The sequence below is a fragment of the Mesorhizobium sp. M7A.F.Ca.US.008.03.1.1 genome (genome assembly GCF_003997495.1).
Lineage (GTDB): Bacteria > Pseudomonadota > Alphaproteobacteria > Rhizobiales > Rhizobiaceae > Mesorhizobium.
Map to the genome: position 1 here is coordinate 1 of NZ_RZRU01000015.1, position 15,144 is coordinate 15,144.

Below are 15,144 nucleotides of genomic sequence, written 5' to 3' on the forward strand. Positions count from 1 at the left end.
CGCCGACAACTCCAGACATGCCAGCCCTTGGGCTGCAAAGGTCTATCAGGACGCCAGAAAGCGAGGGTGCAGACACCCTCATGCCGTTCGCATCCTTGCCAGAGCTTGGCTCAGAATCCTCTGGCGCACCTGGCAGGACGGTACACTCTACAATCCAGACAGACACCCCGCCGCAGCCGTCTTGCTCGCCAAAGGTTGACACAGGAAGTCTCATGGAACTGTCTCCTTGAGCCGGAATATCGCCCCTCGGGGCGTCGATCGCCACCCGAAACTTGCCTTCTTGCGGCGCATACCCAGATAGACTCCGATTTCGAGCCCAGGAGTCGCTCATGGCCGGCGAAAAAGTAAATCTCAGCGGGGCAAAAGAGACCTTGCTGATGACGCTCTACGGCAAGGCGCTGGAGAGCAGGTTGCCGGATTCGCTGCTCGGGGATCATTTCGCCGACGAGGCGGTTCGCAAGATCGACTATGATTTCTCCCGGCTCAAGGTTGACGACAATCTCGGCGTCGGCCTGGCGATCCGGGCAAAGACGCTGGACGTCCGCGTCGAGGACTTTCTCGCCAGAAATCCCGACGCCATCGTGCTGCATCTGGGCTGTGGGCTCGATACGCGCATCTTCCGTGTCGATCCCCCGCCAGGCGTGGACTGGTTCGATGTCGACTATCCCCAGGTTATCGAACTCAGGCGCAAGCTTTACCCGTTGCGCGACCATTACCACCTGATCGGTTCGTCGCTGACCGAACCGGATTGGCTGGCTGAAGTGCCGCGCAATCGCCCGGCCATCGTGGTGGCGGAAGGACTGACGCCCTATCTTCCAGCAGAAGAGGGGCCACGCCTGTTAGCGCGGCTCGTCTCGCATCTAGCCAGCGGCGAGCTGATGTTCGACGCCTACAGCCGTTTCGGCCTGAAGCTGCTTCGCCTCAATCCGACCATCAAGGCGACGGGCGCCGAGGTCCACTGGGCCATCGACGATCCGCACGAACTGGAGTTGGCGGTTCCGAAGTTGCGATTCGTTGAGGACATCTCGGCCTACAAGCTTGAACACGCCGCCCGTATGGGCTGGTCCGCGAAGCTGTTCATCCGGCTGTGGCGACATATTCCTGCATTGCGAAAGGTGGGCAGGCTTTTGCGCTATCGGTTTTGAGACGTCCTTTGTTTGGCGCAATTCCCGGGAGAAGGCGCCACGCTTTTCCCGGAAAACCGCTTCACACTTTCCCGGAATTGCTTCTAGCGCGTCTTGGCGGTCGCCAGCGCGCGTGAAAAAGCCGTGGCAAAACTCTCGCGGGAATCGGGGTCCAGGAACGATCCGATCGGCACGTTCTGGCCTTCGCCTTCCACCGTCATCCCTGTGATGCCGATCTCGGCGTGGCGGGCCACCGAAAACCGCGCCCAGAACGGATTGAAGCGATGCGCTTCCGATTTCCCCGAGGGGGCTGTCTTGCGGATGTCGAGGCTGGTGCGCGAGACCGAGACTTCTTCGCGTGCGCGAGCGGCACGATAGTTGACGCGAAAGGCGATGTAGACGGCGGCCACGTCGAGGCCGAAGAAGCCAAACACCGGCCAAGCGCCGCGCGACAGGAAAAACGCGCCTGTCACCAGCCAGCCGAACATCAGCGCCCCCATCAGCACGAAGAAGCCTGTCCGGCCCAGAGACCGGTGCGGGGTGAGTAGCGCCTGAAAGAATGGCTCGTCGGCCTGAAACGAGGCGTTTGTGTCGCTCATGAGGGGATATTATAGGAGGGAAATGGCAAGCCCCAAGTCCAAAGATTTTTCCCTGTCCAAAAAAGAGCTGTTGCCCGCACGACGCGATGGTTCGAACGCAAAGCCGCGCCCGCGGCCGGCGAGAAGCGCGTCACGCTACAGCCCGGCCGAAGTGAACGAGATATTCCGGCGCTTTTCCGTCCAGCGGCCCGAGCCGAAGGGGGAGCTCGAACATGTCAACGCCTTCACGCTGCTGGTCGCGGTGGTGCTGTCGGCGCAAGCGACGGATGCAGGGGTCAACAAGGCGACGCGGGCGCTGTTCAAGGCTGCCGATACGCCGCACAAGATGCTGGCGCTGGGGGAGGCAAGGGTCGGCGAATATATCCGCACCATCGGGCTGTGGCGCAACAAGGCGAAGAATGTGATTGCGCTGTCGCAGGCTCTGATCCGCGACCATGGCGGCGAGGTACCCCATAGTCGCGATGAATTGGTCAAGCTGCCCGGGGTCGGGCGCAAGACCGCCAATGTCGTGCTCAACATGGCATTCGGCCAGCACACGATGGCGGTCGACACACACATTCTCCGCATCGGCAACCGGCTTGGATTGGCGCCCGGCAAGACGCCGGAACAGGTCGAGCAGGGACTGTTGAAGATCATTCCGGACGAATATATGCGCCATGCACATCACTGGCTGATCCTGCATGGCCGCTACGTCTGCAAGGCGCGCAAGCCGGATTGCCCGGCCTGCGTCATCGCCGACATCTGCAAGGCCGAGGTCAAGACGACCGATGTGCCGGCTCCGCTGGTACCGATCGCACCGCTCGACCCTGTCGAAGAGGTTCAGGACCGAAACGGAACGACGGCGTAATTCAACTCTCCTCCACAAACACCTCTTCGCGCTTTTTCTTGACCGCCGGCAGGAAGACGATGACGAGCACGGCGAGCGCGATGAGCAGCAGGCTGGCGCTGATCGGTCTGGTCACGAAGGTGCTCGGGTCGCCGCGCGACAGGATCATGGCGCGGCGCAGGTTTTCCTCGAGCAGCGGGCCGAGCACGAAGCCGAGCAGCAGCGGTGCCGGTTCGCAGCGCAGCTTGGTCAGGAGATAGCCGAGGAAGCCGAAGAAGGCGACGGCGTAGAGGTCGTAGACGTTGCTGTTGACGCTGTAGACGCCGATCGAGCAGAACACCATGATGATCGGGAAAAGCACGTAATAGGGGATCGTCAGCAGCTTCACCCAAAGCCCGATCAGCGGCAGGTTGAGGACGATCAGCATCAGATTGCCGATCCACATCGAGGCGATGATGCCCCAAAACAGCGCCGGCTGTTCGGTCGCCACATTGGGGCCGGGCACGATGCCCTGGATGATCATCGCGCCGATCATCAGCGCCATGACCGGGTTGGCCGGAATCCCGAGCGTCAGCATCGGGATGAAGGACGTTTGCGCACCGGCATTGTTGGCCGATTCCGGCCCGGCGACGCCCTCGATAGCCCCCTTGCCGAACTCCTTCGGGTTTTTCGAGACGCGTTTTTCGACCGTGTAGGACGCAAAAGCCGCCAGGATCGCGCCGCCTCCCGGCAGGATGCCGAGAGCCGAACCGATGATCGTTCCGCGCACGATGGGCGCTGCCATGCGCCGAAAGTCCTCGCGGGTCGGCATAAGGCCGGTCACCTTGCGGATCATCACGGAGCGCTCATCCTCGTTTTCGAGGTTGCGCAGGATCTCGGCAACGCCGAAGACGCCGACCGCCACCGCAACGAAATTCAACCCGTCGGCATATTCCCGGATTCCAAGCGTGAAGCGCGGCGTGCCGGTGTAAATGTCGGTGCCGACAATGCCGAGCAGCAGGCCGAGCACGACCATGGCCAGCGCCTTGACGATCGAGCCGTGGGCGAGCGCGACGGACGAAACCAAGCCGACGATCATCAGCGAAAAATACTCGGCCGCGCCGAATTTCAGCGCTAGCGCCGTCAGCGGCGGGGCAAAGATGGCGACGAGGAACGTCGACACGGTGCCGGCAAAGAACGAGCCGATGGCCGCGATCGCGAGGGCCGCCCCGGCGCGGCCGTTCCTGGCCATCTGGTAGCCGTCGATCGCGGTGACGGCGGACGAGGATTCGCCGGGCATGTTGATGAGAATGGCGGTGGTCGAGCCGCCATATTGCGCACCGTAATAGATGCCGGCAAGCATGATGAGAGAGGAAACCGGGTCGCCGATCTGGAAGGTGATGGGCAAAAGCATGGCGATGGTCGCGGTGGCGCCGATGCCGGGCAGAACGCCGATCAGCGTGCCGAGAAGGACGCCGATCAGGCAGAAACCGAGGTTGGTCAGCGACGTCGCCGTTGAAAAGCCGAGCGCGAGGTTGTCGAGCAGATCCATGCTCATCGCCTCACGATACCAACCATGGGGCCAGCCACGGGCCGAAGCGGCGGAACGGCAGGCCGAGCGCGTAGCTGAAGACAAGGAACGCAAACAACGTCAGGCCGGCCGACAGCACGAGCGCGGTCAACGGCTTCATGCGGCGGCTGGCAAACGACGCGATCAGCGCCGTCAGGAAGATCGACGGGATGAATCCGAGGCCGCGCACCGTCAGGCCGAAGAAGATCGGAGCAGGCAGGATGAGCAGCATGCCGCGCCACGCAATATGCCCGATCGCTTCGCCCTCGACGCGTACGGCCTGGACGAGAATGACGGCGCCAAGCAGGATCAGCACGATCGCCAGGACCAGCGGAAAATAGCCTGGACCCATGCGCAACGCGGTGCCGATCTCGAGGCCGAGCGATTGCAGCGCGAACCATGCGCCGAAACCGATGAACAGGGCGGCGCACAGGCCGTTGGCCCTGTCGATCGCGAAAGGTTTCATGATGGTTCTCCCAAGCCCGCAGTGGGTAGCGGATGCCGAGCGGACAGGGGCGCTGGCGGCGCCCCTATTCAAACCTCAGTCGGCGTACTGACCGGCGGCTTCGATGATCGGCTTCCAGCGCGCGATCTCGCTTTCCAGCTTGGCCTTCAGTGCGGCGGGCGTCGCATCGGCCTCGGTCGACGGCTTGGTGCCGAGTTCGGCGAAGCGGGCCGCGACGTTCTGATCCTTCAGCGCGGCCTGCAGCGATTTCGACAGGCGTTCGGTGATCCCGGCCGGCGTGCCCTTGGGTGCATATAGGCCGTGCCAGATGCCCACCTGCACTTCGGGAAGGCCGCCTTCCACCGTCGTCGGCACGTTTTTAAGTACATCGAGGCGCTCCGGCGAGGTGACGGCATAGGCCTTGATAGTGCCGCCCTGGATCTGCTTGGTGGTGTTGGTCGTTTGGTCGCACATGATGTCGACCTGGCCGCCGAGGAGATCGGTCATGGCCGGGCCGGTGCCCTTGTAGGGTACGGTGACCAGCGGCGTCTTGATGGCGCTCATGAACAGCATGCCGCACAGATGCGATGCCGCACCGATGCCAGCATTGGCGACGGTTATGGAATCCTTGTTGGCCTTGGCGTACTCCACCAACCCCTTGAGATCGGTCGGCTCCAGGTCCTTGCGACCGACGATGGTCATCGGCACCTCGGTGACGAGGCCGACATATTCGAAGGCGTTCAGGGTGTCGTAGGCGAGCTTTCTGTACAGCGTCGCACTTGTCGCCATGCCTATATGATGGAGCAGCAGCGTATAGCCATCAGGCTCGGCGTTGGCGACGCGGCCGGCACCCAGCGTGCCGCCCGCGCCGCCGACATTCTCGACGATGACCTGCTGGCCGAGATCCTTCGACATGGCTTCGGCGACGAGGCGCGTGACCGTGTCGGTCGGGCCGCCGGCCGCAAACGGCACCACAACGGTGATGGTGCGTTCAGGGTAGGTCTGCGCGCCAGCAGTGAACCCATAAAGCGTGACGGCCGCGGCAGCAGCCAGAGTGGCGACAAATCTTCTCATCGTGATCTCCTCCCGGGATGAATCTTTAACCGCTGTGCGGAACTCCTCTCAACACCGGCTGCGCATGAAGCAACAACTAGGGCAAGCTAACAAATAGCAACTGGGCTCAAAACGGCAAACTGCCGATATCCGCAAACATCCGCACTCAATGGATGGAAGATGTCGAGATGGAAGATCTCGGAGGATGATCGCCACCCTAGTAGCCGTAGCCGCGCGCCATCGCCGCGGCGAAGACCGGGATGAGCAGGAAGATGAAAGCTTCGGCGCGGATGTAGGTCTTCACGGACGCAAGCTCGGTCGCCGGTACCTGGAACGAGGCATTGCCGCTCGCCTGCCTGTTCCAGGATATGAAGCGGACGGTTGGAATGATCGACAGCAGGCCGACAGCGCCGAACGCCGCTATCTTGGCCCAGAACACCCAGTTGTAGACGTAGAATTCCCAGCCCTTGAGGCCATAGAAGACGCGGCCGATGCCGACGACGATGATCAGTGCGGCGATGACGCCGTAATGGCGGTCGATGCCGGCGAGCCTCTTGAGCGTCGCAGCACCCAGGTCGCCGCGGATCAGGACGAATTCGGCGCCGATGATCCCCGCCAGCGAAAACACCAGCAGATGATGGAAGATCGCAAGCACAAGATCGGTGGTGTCCATGCTCTTTCCCCGGGTTTGACGGCACCAATGCGCGCCTGAAAAAGGTCGCGCTGGCAGGTGTTGAATCAGCCTGCCGTGGAAAATAACACCGTCGCGCAAAATTCCCATAGCGCGCCTGGATGATGGGCCGTGTTGCCCTGGCCCCTTGCGCCGCACCGGCGATTTGCTAAGCGCTGACGATCCGTGCGAGGCAGATCCCATGAACAATCCGCAAGCGACCAGTGCTCCTGTCATCGAAACGAAGCGAACCATCCTGCGGGCACACCGGCTGGACGATTTCGACACCTATGCCGCGATGTGGACCGATCCCGTCGTCACCCGCTTCATCGGCGGCAAGCCGCGCACGCGCGAAGAAAGCTGGATGCGCTTCCTGCGTCACGCCGGCCTGTGGTCGTTGCTCGGCTATGGCTTCTGGGCGATCGAGGAGAAGGCGACCGGGCGCTTCATCGGCGAGGCCGGGTTTCACGATCTGAAGCGCGACATGGAACCATCGATCGAAGGCATTCCCGAGGCCGGGTGGGCGCTGGTTCCGGCCGTGCACGGGGCGGGCTTCGCCACCGAGGTGGTTGGCCGCGTCCTGGCGTGGGGCGAAGTGATTTTCGGGCGCGAGAAGACCGTCTGCATCATCGATCCGGAAAACGGCGCTTCTCTGAGGGTGGCTGCCAAGTGCGGTTACCGGGAAGTGGTAAAGACCACCTATCACGACGCTCCGACCATCCTGCTGGCGCGGTGACCTGGGTGGCGCGGTTGACCGCTGCCGGCGCCGGCATGATGGCGCCTGTCGCCAGCAATGACGACGAGGCGGGCCGCGCCAAGAACCGCCGTGTGGTTCTGGTCAAGTTGAACTGAGCGAGCCTTCCCAACCAGGACGCATTCTACGGCATGGCGTCCGCTGCCAGGCTTGCCTGCTCGAGCATTGAGGCGTCCTCGCCGAAGGCGCGGGTGGCGCGGGCCGCCGCCTCGAGCAGCGGACGCCTCATGCGCTGCAGAAATGCCGCGTCGACGCGCGTGCTTGGTCCAGCCAGGGTCAAGGCGCCGAGCAGGACGCCCCCCGGCCCGAACACCGGCGCCGACACGCCCCCCGTCTCGGGGTCGCGGTCGCCGACGGCGAGACAGTTGCAGGTCTTGCGGATGGTCTCGTAGGGTTCGCCCTGCTGGCCCGAAAACGCCGCGAGCACGCGGCCGCCCGAGCCGAGCAGCAAAGGCAATACGTCGCCTTCGCGTATCGTGTAGCGGACCGGGTGCTTGGATTCGACGCGGTAAAGACAGGTGCGCACGTCACCAGAGCGAACGTAGAAGGCAACGCTCTCCCAGCTTCGCTCGGAAAGATCGCGCATGATCGGCAGCAGGATATCGACCGCCACGACCGAACGCTGGTAGAGCGCACCGAGCCGAAAGGTCGCGGGTCCGACGCGGTAGCGCCCATTGTCGAGGCGCTCGAGCAAGCGTCCGCGCAAAAGGGAATTCGCAAGCCGCAGGATGGTGCTCTTGTAGAGGTCGGTGCGCGCCGCGATTTCGGCCAGGCTGAGCGACCGGTCATCCGTGGTGAAGGCATCGAGGATGGCAATCGCCCGATCGAGTGCCGCAACACCTTCGGTGGACGAGCGGTCGATTTTCGCATCTGCCGGTTTGCTTGGCGAGTCCATGGCGGGTCCGGTTTGAAGAAAGCCGAGCGACGCGACTGTGTCGCGCCGCCAAATCGTTCTGTCCAGTAGAATATCGTTTCCGTTGACAGAACTCCGTAACATCTGCTTGAAATCGATGACGGGTCTGGATGCAGGCGCGTTTTGGCGGGCACCGGAGGAGGTGTCGTGATTTGGAGGAATCCCATGCTGAACAGACGCAGGTTTTTGATGAGCACCGCAGCCGTGGGTGCCGGGCTGATGACGTCGCATCTTTCTCCCGCTTTCGCCGAAGGTGCGCCCCAGATACAGCTCTTCGTGCCTGCCGCACCGGGTGGTGGCTGGGACCAGACGGCGCGCACGATTGATCAGGTGCTGCGCAGTGAAAAGCTCATCTCGGGCTCGCAGATCACCAATGTCGGCGGCGCCGGCGGCACTGTCGGGCTGCCGCAATTCATCAGCCAGTGGAACGGCAAAGGCAATTCCCTGATGGTTGCCGGCATGGTCATGGTTGGCGCCATCATTGCCAACAAGGCCGCGAACAACCTGACGCAAGTCACCCCGATCGCCCGCCTCACCGGCGAGTTCGAGGCGTTGGTCGTGCCGGCGGAGTCACCGTTCAAGACGGCCGCTGATTTCGTCGCCGCGCTCAAGGCCGATCCGACAAAGGTTCCTGTCGCTGGCGGCTCCGCAGGCGGTTCCGATCACATCCTGTTCGGCTTGATTGCCAAGACCGTCGGCGTGCCGGCGACAAACCTGTCCTACGTGCCGTTCGCCGGCGGCGGCGAGGCGTTGTCGGCGCTGCTCGGCAACCAGGTCGCGGCCGGCATCTCCGGCTTTGGCGAGTTCTCCGAGCAGGTCAAGGCGGGCGCGCTGCGGCTGCTCGCCATCTCGGCAGACAAGCGCCAGGACGGCATCGATGCGCCGACGCTGAAGGAGGCCGGCATCGATGTCGAGCTGTTCAACTGGCGCGGCGTCTTCGCACCGCCGGGCATTTCCGACGCCGACAAGGCGGCGATGGTCAAAATGATCGAGACCATGGCCAAGAGCGATGCATGGACAACCGAGTGCAAAAACCGCAACTGGACGCCCATCCTTTTGACTGGCGACGACTACGCAAAATTCCTTACCGAGGACACGGCCCGCATCACCGCGATCCTCAAGGATCTCGGCCTCGCCTGATGTCTTCAGGGGGCGGTTAGAGTGCCGCCCCTTCCCATCTCGCCTGCCGCATGGACATATGATTGATGCGGCGAATGCGGCCGGCTGCAGGATGCCGGCCACCTTGGGAGGACACCGATGAGCACCAGCGACCAGCAGGCGGCGCCGTCGCGCCTTGCCGTGCCGGAATTGTTGATCGGCATCGGGCTTCTGGCCTGCGCCGGGGCCGTAGCCTGGCAGACCTTGGCGATCCCGGTGTCGCCGCTCTATTCCAAGGTCGGGCCGACCGTCTTTCCCTATATCACCATGACCGGCATGATCGTGCTTTCGCTGCTGCTCATCGTCGCCGCACTGCGCGGCGGCTGGCAGCCGGAGGAAGAAAAGGAAACGCCGACCGACTGGAAGGCGATGGGCATCGTCGTTGCCGGACTGGTGGCGAACCTGGTGCTGATCCAGCCGCTCGGCTTCACCGCCGCCTCGGTCGTTATGTTCGTTCTGGTCTGCTACGGCTTCGGCAGCAAGCGCACGCTGCGTGACGCAGTGCTCGGTCTGATCCTGGCGCTGGCCGCCTATTTCGGCTTCGCCAGGGCGCTTGGCGTCAACATCGGTGCTGGCTTCCTCGAGAACCAGCTGAACACGGTCATCGATGCGCTCATCACCATGTTGAGGGGCTGACGCCATGGAAACGCTCGGACATCTCGCACATGGCTTCTCGGTTGCCTTCACACCGGTCAACCTTCTGTGGTGCCTGCTTGGCACCACGCTTGGCACCGCCATCGGTGTGCTGCCCGGTCTTGGGCCGGCGCTGACCATCGCGCTGCTTTTGCCGATCACCTATCAGGTGGCGCCGGAGGCATCCTTCATCCTGTTCGCCGGCATCTACTACGGCGCCATGTATGGTGGTTCGACGACGTCGATCCTGCTCAACACGCCCGGCGAAAGCGCCACCATCGTCACTGCGCTGGAAGGCAACAGGATGGCGCGTTCGGGCCGTGGCGGTGCGGCACTCGCCACATCGGCGATCGGCTCTTTCGTTGCCGGCACCATCGGCACGATGGGCGTCGCTTTCCTGGCGCCGGTGGTGGTCAAGTTCGCGCTGGCCTTCGGGCCGGCCGAATATTTCTCGCTGATGGTGCTGGCCTTCATCACCGTTTCGGCGGTGCTCGGCTCCTCGTCCGTGCGCGGCCTGACCAGCCTGTTCGCAGGCTTCGTCATCGGCATGATCGGCGTCGACCTGCAGACCGGCCAGCCGCGCTTCACCTTCGGCATGACCGAACTGCTCGACGGCGTCGACGTCATCATCGCCGCCGTTGGCCTGTTTGCCGTCGGCGAAACGCTGTACATGGCCTCGCGCCGCTATGCCGGCAAGGACGAGATCGTGCCGCTGAAGGGCTCGCTCTACATGACTGCGGCCGAGTGGGGGCGTTCGTGGAAACCCTGGCTGCGCGGCGCCGCGATCGGCTTCCCGATCGGCGCCATGCCGGCCGGCGGCGCCGAAATCCCGACCTTCCTGTCCTATGCCATCGAAAAGAAGCTGTCGAAGCACAAGGAGGAGTTCGGCACCGTCGGCGCCATCGAGGGCGTTGCCGGCCCGGAAGCCGCCAACAATGCGTCCGCAGCCGGCGTGCTGGTGCCGATGCTGACGCTTGGCCTGCCGACCTCGGCGACGGCGGCGATCATGCTGTCGGCGTTCCAGAGCTACGGCATAAACCCCGGACCGCTGCTTCTGACGACCCAGGGCGACCTCGTCTGGGGATTGATCGCCAGCCTGTTCATCGCCAACGTCATCCTGGTCATCCTCAATCTGCCGCTGATCGGCCTGTGGGTGCGGCTGCTGAAAATCCCGGCACCGCAGCTCTATGCCGGCATTCTGGTGTTCGCCACGGTCGGCACCTATGGCATTTCGCAATCGCCCATCGACCTCGTCATCCTCTATCTCCTGGGGGCCGCCGGTTTCCTGATGCGGCGGTTCGATTTCCCGACCGCGCCTGTCATCATCGGTATGATCCTTGGGCCGCTCGCCGAAACCCAGTTCCGCCGGGCGATGACCATCTCGAATGGCGATTGGTCGGTGTTTTACACCCACAAGCTGTCGCTGACGCTGCTGACGCTCGCCTTCATCGGCCTCGCCGGCCCGCATATCTGGGCCTTCATCGAGCATCGGCGTCGGCGCGGGCCGGAGCATGTGCCCGGCGATGCCTGATCGACCCATGATGCCATGACCCAACTGCTTTCCGGTATCCGCGTCCTCGACCTGACCAATGTGCTGGCCGGTCCCTACTGTGCCTATCAGCTGGCGCTGCTTGGCGCCGACGTGATCAAAGTCGAGGCGCCGCAAGGCGGTGACCTGGCGCGCCAGCTCGGCGGCTCGCCAAAGCTGAACAGCGCCGGCATGGGAGCCTCGTTCCTGGCGCAGAACGCCGGCAAACGGTCGGTTGTGCTCGACCTCAAGAAGCAAGCCGATCGCGAGCGCTTTTTCGATCTGGTGGCCAGCGCCGACGCTCTGGTCGAGAATTTCCGCCCCGGCGTGATGGATCGGCTGGGGCTTGGCTACGAGGCGCTGAAGACGGTCCGTCCGGGCCTCGTCTACTGCGCGATATCGGGTTTCGGCCAGACCGGGCCAATGCGCGACAATCCCGCCTATGACCAGATCATCCAGGGCCTGTCTGGGATCATGAGCATCACCGGCACACCGGAAACGGCGCCGCTGCGGGTCGGCTATCCCGTCGCCGACACGCTTGGCGGACTGGTCGGTGCGTTCGCCATCACCTCGGCGCTGGTGCGGCAGAAGACGAGCGGCGAGGGTGCCTTTCTCGACGTCTCGATGCTCGAATGCACGCTTTCCGCACTTGGCTGGCCGGTTTCCAACTATCTGACCGCAGGTATCGACCCCAAGCCGATGGGCAATGAGAATATGACGGCGGCACCCTCCGGTGCGTTTCGCACCGGCGACGGGCTCATCAACATCGCCGCCAACAAGCAGGAGCAGTTCGTGGCGCTGTGCCGGCTGATCGGCCGGCCGGAACTGGCTTCCGATGTGCGCTTTGCCGAGCGCGAGACGCGCAAGCGCAACCGTGCGGCGCTTAAAGTCGAGATCGAGGACGCCCTGGCGGGCGCGCCGGCTGCGGCCTGGGAAGAGATGCTCAATCGCGCCGGCGTGCCTGCCGGCAGGGTGCTGACGATCCCGCAAGTGCTGGCCGAGCCGCAAGTCCTCGAACGCCAGGTGACCGCGAATTTCGACGATGTGGCTGGCATGGACAAGCCGCTGACCGTTCTGCGCGGCGGCTTCATGGTCGATGGCGAGGTGCCCTTGCCGACAAAGCCGCCGCCGGCGCTCGGCGAACATATGGGCGAGGTGTTCGCCGACCTGCCACCCCGCGCCAAGACAAAGGCACGCGCATGAGCGGCACGGAGAAGAAGACGGGCCGTGAGCGTGGCGAGGAATGGTGGCAGACCGACATCATCGAGATGCGGCCTGGTGTCATCCGGCTGCGCGGCTACGAGATCCGGGATCTGATCGGCCGCGTCAGCTTCCCGGCTGTCATCTGGTTGATGCTGCGCGGTGAACTGCCCAGCGAGGATCAGGCAGAGTTGCTCGGCATTGCCTTGGCTGCCGCCGTCGACCACGGACCGCAGGCGCCATCGATCGCCATCGCGCGTATGGCTGCAACCTGCGGCGTCGGTATCAACAGCGCCATGGCCTCGGCCATCAACGTTCTCGGCGACGTGCATGGAGGCGCCGGCGAGCAGGCACTTTCCTTCTATGGCGACATTGCCGTGGCGATCGATGCCGGGATGACGCTGAATGAAGCGGTCTCGGCGCGGCTCGACCGGTTCTTCGCCGAGGAGAAGGGCTATGTGCCGGGGCTCGGACATCGCTTCCATCCCGTCGACCCGCGCGCGCCGCGTCTGCTGGAACTGACCCGCGAATTTGCCGCACGGGGTGCCGTCAATGGACGTTTCGCCGACATCGCCGATGCGATCGAGGCGGATGTCGCGCGGCGCAAGGGGAAAAAAATACCGCTCAACATCGATGGCGCCACCGCCGTCATCTATGGCGAACTCGGTTTTCCGCCGCCGCTGACGCGCGGGCTTTTCGTGCTGTCGCGCTCGGTCGGCATCCTGGCGCATGCCTGGGAGCAGTCGCAGCAGGCCGAGCGAAACAAGGGGCCGCTGCCGCGCGAGTGGCTGTGGGCCTATACCGGCACGCCGGTGCGGCCGTTTCCCGAAAGCGATGACCCCGGCGAGTGAGGTTTTATGCCTGGTCCACCTGCAAAGGCTGAGGGATCTTCAGCGTCTTCACCAACGTTGAAAGATCTGGCTCGTCGATGAGCATGGCCGCGTCGGCTGGCGCCAGCCAGGCGCGCTGGCGTCGTTTGGCTTCCTGCCAGTCGGCCAGTTCCTCCGTTACCTCGAGCAGATAGACGATGACGTCGACGCGGACAAAGCGATTGGCCAGCCGCTTCCAGTAGGAATAGGTGCCCGCCGGCTGTTTCAGCGTCTTGCCGAGCACGCCGGCTTCTTCCTGCGCCTCGATGGTGGCCGCCTTGCGTCCGCTCTTGCCCTTCATCGGCCAGCCCTTGGGGACGATGAAGCGCCTGGTGGTACGCGACGTGACCAGCATAACCTCGATGTCGCCGTGCGCGGTCAGACGAAAGGGAATAGCCGCCACCTGGCGGATTCTCTCGCCCTTCTTTGCCTTGCGTACGGCCTTCTTCTTGGTGGCTGCCATTCGTCAATCCAGTCGATGCAATGCCGCATAGCGCGACAGTGCGTCGTTGCAAAACCAAAACTTTCGCATGTGCCGGAAGACACTCGAAATACCTAAGTCGGCTAATAAACGAAAAAGGCCTTGATGTCAGCGGCAATTGCTCACGGCGGTGGTGCCGATTATCTGGGTCTGGCAGCTTGGCTTGAGCTGCTGCACGACCGGTGGCGGTTGCTGAACAATCTGGCGGTCCTGGGCGCGGTACTGCTGCTGTTGCTGCTGATATTGCTGCCGCTGTATCCTGTTTTGCAGGATTTGCAGGTCGTTCTGCCGGATCAGCGCATTGTTGCCGGTAGCGGAATTGAGCGCTTGCGCAGAAGCCGGCAGGCAAACGCCCGCCAGCACTGCGGCCAGCATTGCCACTGTGAAGATCGTTGATGGCCGAAGTGCCGACATCCGCTCATTCCCGCGCAAAAACTCTGTCCACTGATATAGGACGTTTGCGCGGCGATGCCATGGCCAGCGGGTCGATCGACCAGATCTGTCTGTCACGGCTGAGGGCAGCTTCCGCTTCGGCGGAGAATCTGCCTGGCAGCCCCGCATTGCACTTGACGGAAGCCGTCGATTCGCCGCTCTATCGGGTCGGCGCCGGCCTTGAGCCGAATGGCGTCAATGGCGTCGGCATGTCCGTCAGATATAATGGCGCCTTCGGAAACGCGATCAGCGCATCTCTCAAGGTCAGCTTCCAGCTGGCCCGAGGCGGAGCCGGGCGGGAGGGATCTTGATGAGGAAGTACGCGTATTTCGTGGCGATGCTGGGTGTTGCCTGCACCCTCGGTGTGCCGGCCGTGGCGGCGCAAACCAAGAGCGACAAGGCGGTCGCGGCACCGGCTGCCACCGGCGCGCCGCAGTTGCCCGGCGGCGCGTCGGCACTGTCCGAAACCCACGGCGACTGGACGGTCAATTGCCAGATATCGGGCACGGCCAAGACCTGCAGCCTGTCGCATCAGCAATTCAACAAGCAAAACAATCAGCGGCTGCTGGCGATCGAGCTGTCGAGCAAGACCGGCGAGGATGCGACGGGAACGCTTGCGCTGCCGTTCGGCCTGGCGCTGGCCAAGGGAGTGAGCCTGACCATCGACGATCAGAAGCTTGACGGCAGCCTGGCGTTCAACACCTGCCAGGTCGTCGGCTGTCTGGTTCCGGTGGTGTTCGATGCGACTGTCACGCCGCTGCTGAAATCAGGCACCACACTGAAGATCGACGCTTTCGCGGCAGACACCGGACAAGCGGTGAGCTTTTCCATTCCGCTCAACGGCTTCGCCGGCGCGCTTGCCCGGACCGCCGAGCTTTTGACCAATTGATTTAGAGCCGCAGGACTTGAA

Annotated in this window: 17 protein-coding genes and 1 pseudogene; 10 read left to right on the plus strand and 8 right to left on the minus strand. The window is 63.5% G+C overall.

Translation table 11 applies throughout. From position 1 onward, the window contains the following. Window positions 1–329: 329 nt before the first annotated feature. The gene (locus EOA16_RS20375) at window positions 330–1,145 is read left to right on the plus strand and encodes a class I SAM-dependent methyltransferase (protein ID WP_127259880.1); all 816 of its coding nucleotides are present in this window, start codon (window positions 330–332) and stop codon (window positions 1,143–1,145) included. An 83-nt stretch (window positions 1,146–1,228) separates the two neighbouring features. Here EOA16_RS20375 and EOA16_RS20380 read toward each other — a convergent pair whose 3' ends face one another. Beyond that, window positions 1,229–1,723 carry a DUF2244 domain-containing protein gene (locus tag EOA16_RS20380; RefSeq protein WP_127259881.1) on the minus strand — a complete coding sequence of 165 codons (495 nt, stop codon included), beginning with the start codon at window positions 1,721–1,723 and terminating at the stop codon, window positions 1,229–1,231. Between the two features lie 22 nt (window positions 1,724–1,745). Between EOA16_RS20380 and nth the strand changes: the two genes are divergently transcribed. Continuing rightward, window positions 1,746–2,570 (plus strand): endonuclease III, encoded by an 825-nt coding sequence (gene nth, locus EOA16_RS20385; protein ID WP_127259882.1) that lies wholly within the window; start codon window positions 1,746–1,748, stop codon window positions 2,568–2,570. 1 nt (window position 2,571) lies between these two features. Here nth and EOA16_RS20390 read toward each other — a convergent pair whose 3' ends face one another. The 4 genes from EOA16_RS20390 to EOA16_RS20405 form a co-directional block, all read right to left on the minus strand. Then, window positions 2,572–4,080 carry a tripartite tricarboxylate transporter permease gene (locus EOA16_RS20390; protein ID WP_127259883.1) on the minus strand — a complete coding sequence of 503 codons (1,509 nt, stop codon included), beginning with the start codon at window positions 4,078–4,080 and terminating at the stop codon, window positions 2,572–2,574. A 10-nt stretch (window positions 4,081–4,090) separates the two neighbouring features. Continuing rightward, entirely contained in the window at window positions 4,091–4,564 is a 474-nt protein-coding gene (locus tag EOA16_RS20395) for a tripartite tricarboxylate transporter TctB family protein (protein WP_024502813.1), read from the minus strand. A gap of 75 nt (window positions 4,565–4,639) precedes the next feature. Beyond that, a complete protein-coding gene (locus EOA16_RS20400) occupies window positions 4,640–5,617 on the minus strand; it encodes a tripartite tricarboxylate transporter substrate-binding protein (RefSeq protein ID WP_127259884.1) in 978 nt (325 codons plus the stop codon). A gap of 196 nt (window positions 5,618–5,813) precedes the next feature. Further along, window positions 5,814–6,269 carry a DUF2214 family protein gene (locus EOA16_RS20405; RefSeq protein ID WP_024502811.1) on the minus strand — a complete coding sequence of 152 codons (456 nt, stop codon included), beginning with the start codon at window positions 6,267–6,269 and terminating at the stop codon, window positions 5,814–5,816. Window positions 6,270–6,468: 199 nt separating this feature from the next. Between EOA16_RS20405 and EOA16_RS20410 the strand changes: the two genes are divergently transcribed. Next, complete coding sequence (locus tag EOA16_RS20410; RefSeq protein WP_013529609.1) at window positions 6,469–7,002, plus strand: GNAT family N-acetyltransferase; 534 nt, start codon at window positions 6,469–6,471, stop codon at window positions 7,000–7,002. Between the two features lie 11 nt (window positions 7,003–7,013). Then, window positions 7,014–7,118: pseudogene (locus EOA16_RS20415) on the plus strand (flagellar motor protein MotB); the annotation flags it as partial. A gap of 26 nt (window positions 7,119–7,144) precedes the next feature. Here the strand turns inward: EOA16_RS20415 and EOA16_RS20420 are convergent. Next, window positions 7,145–7,915, minus strand: coding sequence for an IclR family transcriptional regulator (locus EOA16_RS20420; protein WP_127259885.1), 771 nt, complete (start codon window positions 7,913–7,915; stop codon window positions 7,145–7,147). Window positions 7,916–8,098: 183 nt separating this feature from the next. Here EOA16_RS20420 and EOA16_RS20425 point away from each other — a divergent pair, with 183 nt between their 5' ends. From EOA16_RS20425 to EOA16_RS20445, 5 genes are all read left to right on the plus strand, one after another. Next, entirely contained in the window at window positions 8,099–9,073 is a 975-nt protein-coding gene (locus tag EOA16_RS20425) for a tripartite tricarboxylate transporter substrate-binding protein (protein WP_127259886.1), read from the plus strand. Window positions 9,074–9,190: 117 nt separating this feature from the next. Then, complete coding sequence (locus EOA16_RS20430; RefSeq protein ID WP_127259887.1) at window positions 9,191–9,727, plus strand: tripartite tricarboxylate transporter TctB family protein; 537 nt, start codon at window positions 9,191–9,193, stop codon at window positions 9,725–9,727. A 4-nt stretch (window positions 9,728–9,731) separates the two neighbouring features. After that, a complete protein-coding gene (locus EOA16_RS20435) occupies window positions 9,732–11,255 on the plus strand; it encodes a tripartite tricarboxylate transporter permease (protein WP_127259888.1) in 1,524 nt (507 codons plus the stop codon). A gap of 15 nt (window positions 11,256–11,270) precedes the next feature. Further along, on the plus strand, window positions 11,271–12,455 hold the full coding sequence (locus EOA16_RS20440; protein WP_127259889.1) for a CoA transferase: 1,185 nt from the start codon (window positions 11,271–11,273) through the stop codon (window positions 12,453–12,455). After that, the gene (locus tag EOA16_RS20445; protein ID WP_127259890.1) at window positions 12,452–13,303 is read left to right on the plus strand and encodes a citryl-CoA lyase; all 852 of its coding nucleotides are present in this window, start codon (window positions 12,452–12,454) and stop codon (window positions 13,301–13,303) included. Before EOA16_RS20440 ends, EOA16_RS20445 begins: the two co-directional genes overlap by 4 nt. Before the next feature lie 4 nt (window positions 13,304–13,307). Here EOA16_RS20445 and EOA16_RS20450 read toward each other — a convergent pair whose 3' ends face one another. Together EOA16_RS20450 and EOA16_RS20455 are read right to left on the minus strand one after the other, a co-directional pair. Then, complete coding sequence (locus EOA16_RS20450) at window positions 13,308–13,784, minus strand: NUDIX hydrolase (protein ID WP_127259891.1); 477 nt, start codon at window positions 13,782–13,784, stop codon at window positions 13,308–13,310. A gap of 126 nt (window positions 13,785–13,910) precedes the next feature. Next, window positions 13,911–14,216, minus strand: coding sequence for a hypothetical protein (locus tag EOA16_RS20455; RefSeq protein ID WP_127259892.1), 306 nt, complete (start codon window positions 14,214–14,216; stop codon window positions 13,911–13,913). Window positions 14,217–14,544: 328 nt separating this feature from the next. Here EOA16_RS20455 and EOA16_RS20465 point away from each other — a divergent pair, with 328 nt between their 5' ends. Next, complete coding sequence (locus tag EOA16_RS20465; RefSeq protein ID WP_127259894.1) at window positions 14,545–15,123, plus strand: invasion associated locus B family protein; 579 nt, start codon at window positions 14,545–14,547, stop codon at window positions 15,121–15,123. Window positions 15,124–15,144: the final 21 nt, after the last annotated feature.

Bases quoted from the DNA above. Each gene is read 5' to 3' on its own strand.
- EOA16_RS20375 (WP_127259880.1), top strand. From the start codon at position 330: ATGGCCGGCGAAAAAGTAAATCTCAGCGGGGCAAAAGAGACCTTGCTG.
- EOA16_RS20380 (WP_127259881.1), bottom strand. From the start codon at position 1,723: ATGAGCGACACAAACGCCTCGTTTCAGGCCGACGAGCCATTCTTTCAG.
- nth (WP_127259882.1), top strand. From the start codon at position 1,746: ATGGCAAGCCCCAAGTCCAAAGATTTTTCCCTGTCCAAAAAAGAGCTG.
- EOA16_RS20390 (WP_127259883.1), bottom strand. From the start codon at position 4,080: ATGGATCTGCTCGACAACCTCGCGCTCGGCTTTTCAACGGCGACGTCG.
- EOA16_RS20395 (WP_024502813.1), bottom strand. From the start codon at position 4,564: ATGAAACCTTTCGCGATCGACAGGGCCAACGGCCTGTGCGCCGCCCTG.
- EOA16_RS20400 (WP_127259884.1), bottom strand. From the start codon at position 5,617: ATGAGAAGATTTGTCGCCACTCTGGCTGCTGCCGCGGCCGTCACGCTT.
- EOA16_RS20405 (WP_024502811.1), bottom strand. From the start codon at position 6,269: ATGGACACCACCGATCTTGTGCTTGCGATCTTCCATCATCTGCTGGTG.
- EOA16_RS20410 (WP_013529609.1), top strand. From the start codon at position 6,469: ATGAACAATCCGCAAGCGACCAGTGCTCCTGTCATCGAAACGAAGCGA.
- EOA16_RS20420 (WP_127259885.1), bottom strand. From the start codon at position 7,915: ATGGACTCGCCAAGCAAACCGGCAGATGCGAAAATCGACCGCTCGTCC.
- EOA16_RS20425 (WP_127259886.1), top strand. From the start codon at position 8,099: ATGCTGAACAGACGCAGGTTTTTGATGAGCACCGCAGCCGTGGGTGCC.
- EOA16_RS20430 (WP_127259887.1), top strand. From the start codon at position 9,191: ATGAGCACCAGCGACCAGCAGGCGGCGCCGTCGCGCCTTGCCGTGCCG.
- EOA16_RS20435 (WP_127259888.1), top strand. From the start codon at position 9,732: ATGGAAACGCTCGGACATCTCGCACATGGCTTCTCGGTTGCCTTCACA.
- EOA16_RS20440 (WP_127259889.1), top strand. From the start codon at position 11,271: ATGACCCAACTGCTTTCCGGTATCCGCGTCCTCGACCTGACCAATGTG.
- EOA16_RS20445 (WP_127259890.1), top strand. From the start codon at position 12,452: ATGAGCGGCACGGAGAAGAAGACGGGCCGTGAGCGTGGCGAGGAATGG.
- EOA16_RS20450 (WP_127259891.1), bottom strand. From the start codon at position 13,784: ATGGCAGCCACCAAGAAGAAGGCCGTACGCAAGGCAAAGAAGGGCGAG.
- EOA16_RS20455 (WP_127259892.1), bottom strand. From the start codon at position 14,216: ATGTCGGCACTTCGGCCATCAACGATCTTCACAGTGGCAATGCTGGCC.
- EOA16_RS20465 (WP_127259894.1), top strand. From the start codon at position 14,545: ATGAGGAAGTACGCGTATTTCGTGGCGATGCTGGGTGTTGCCTGCACC.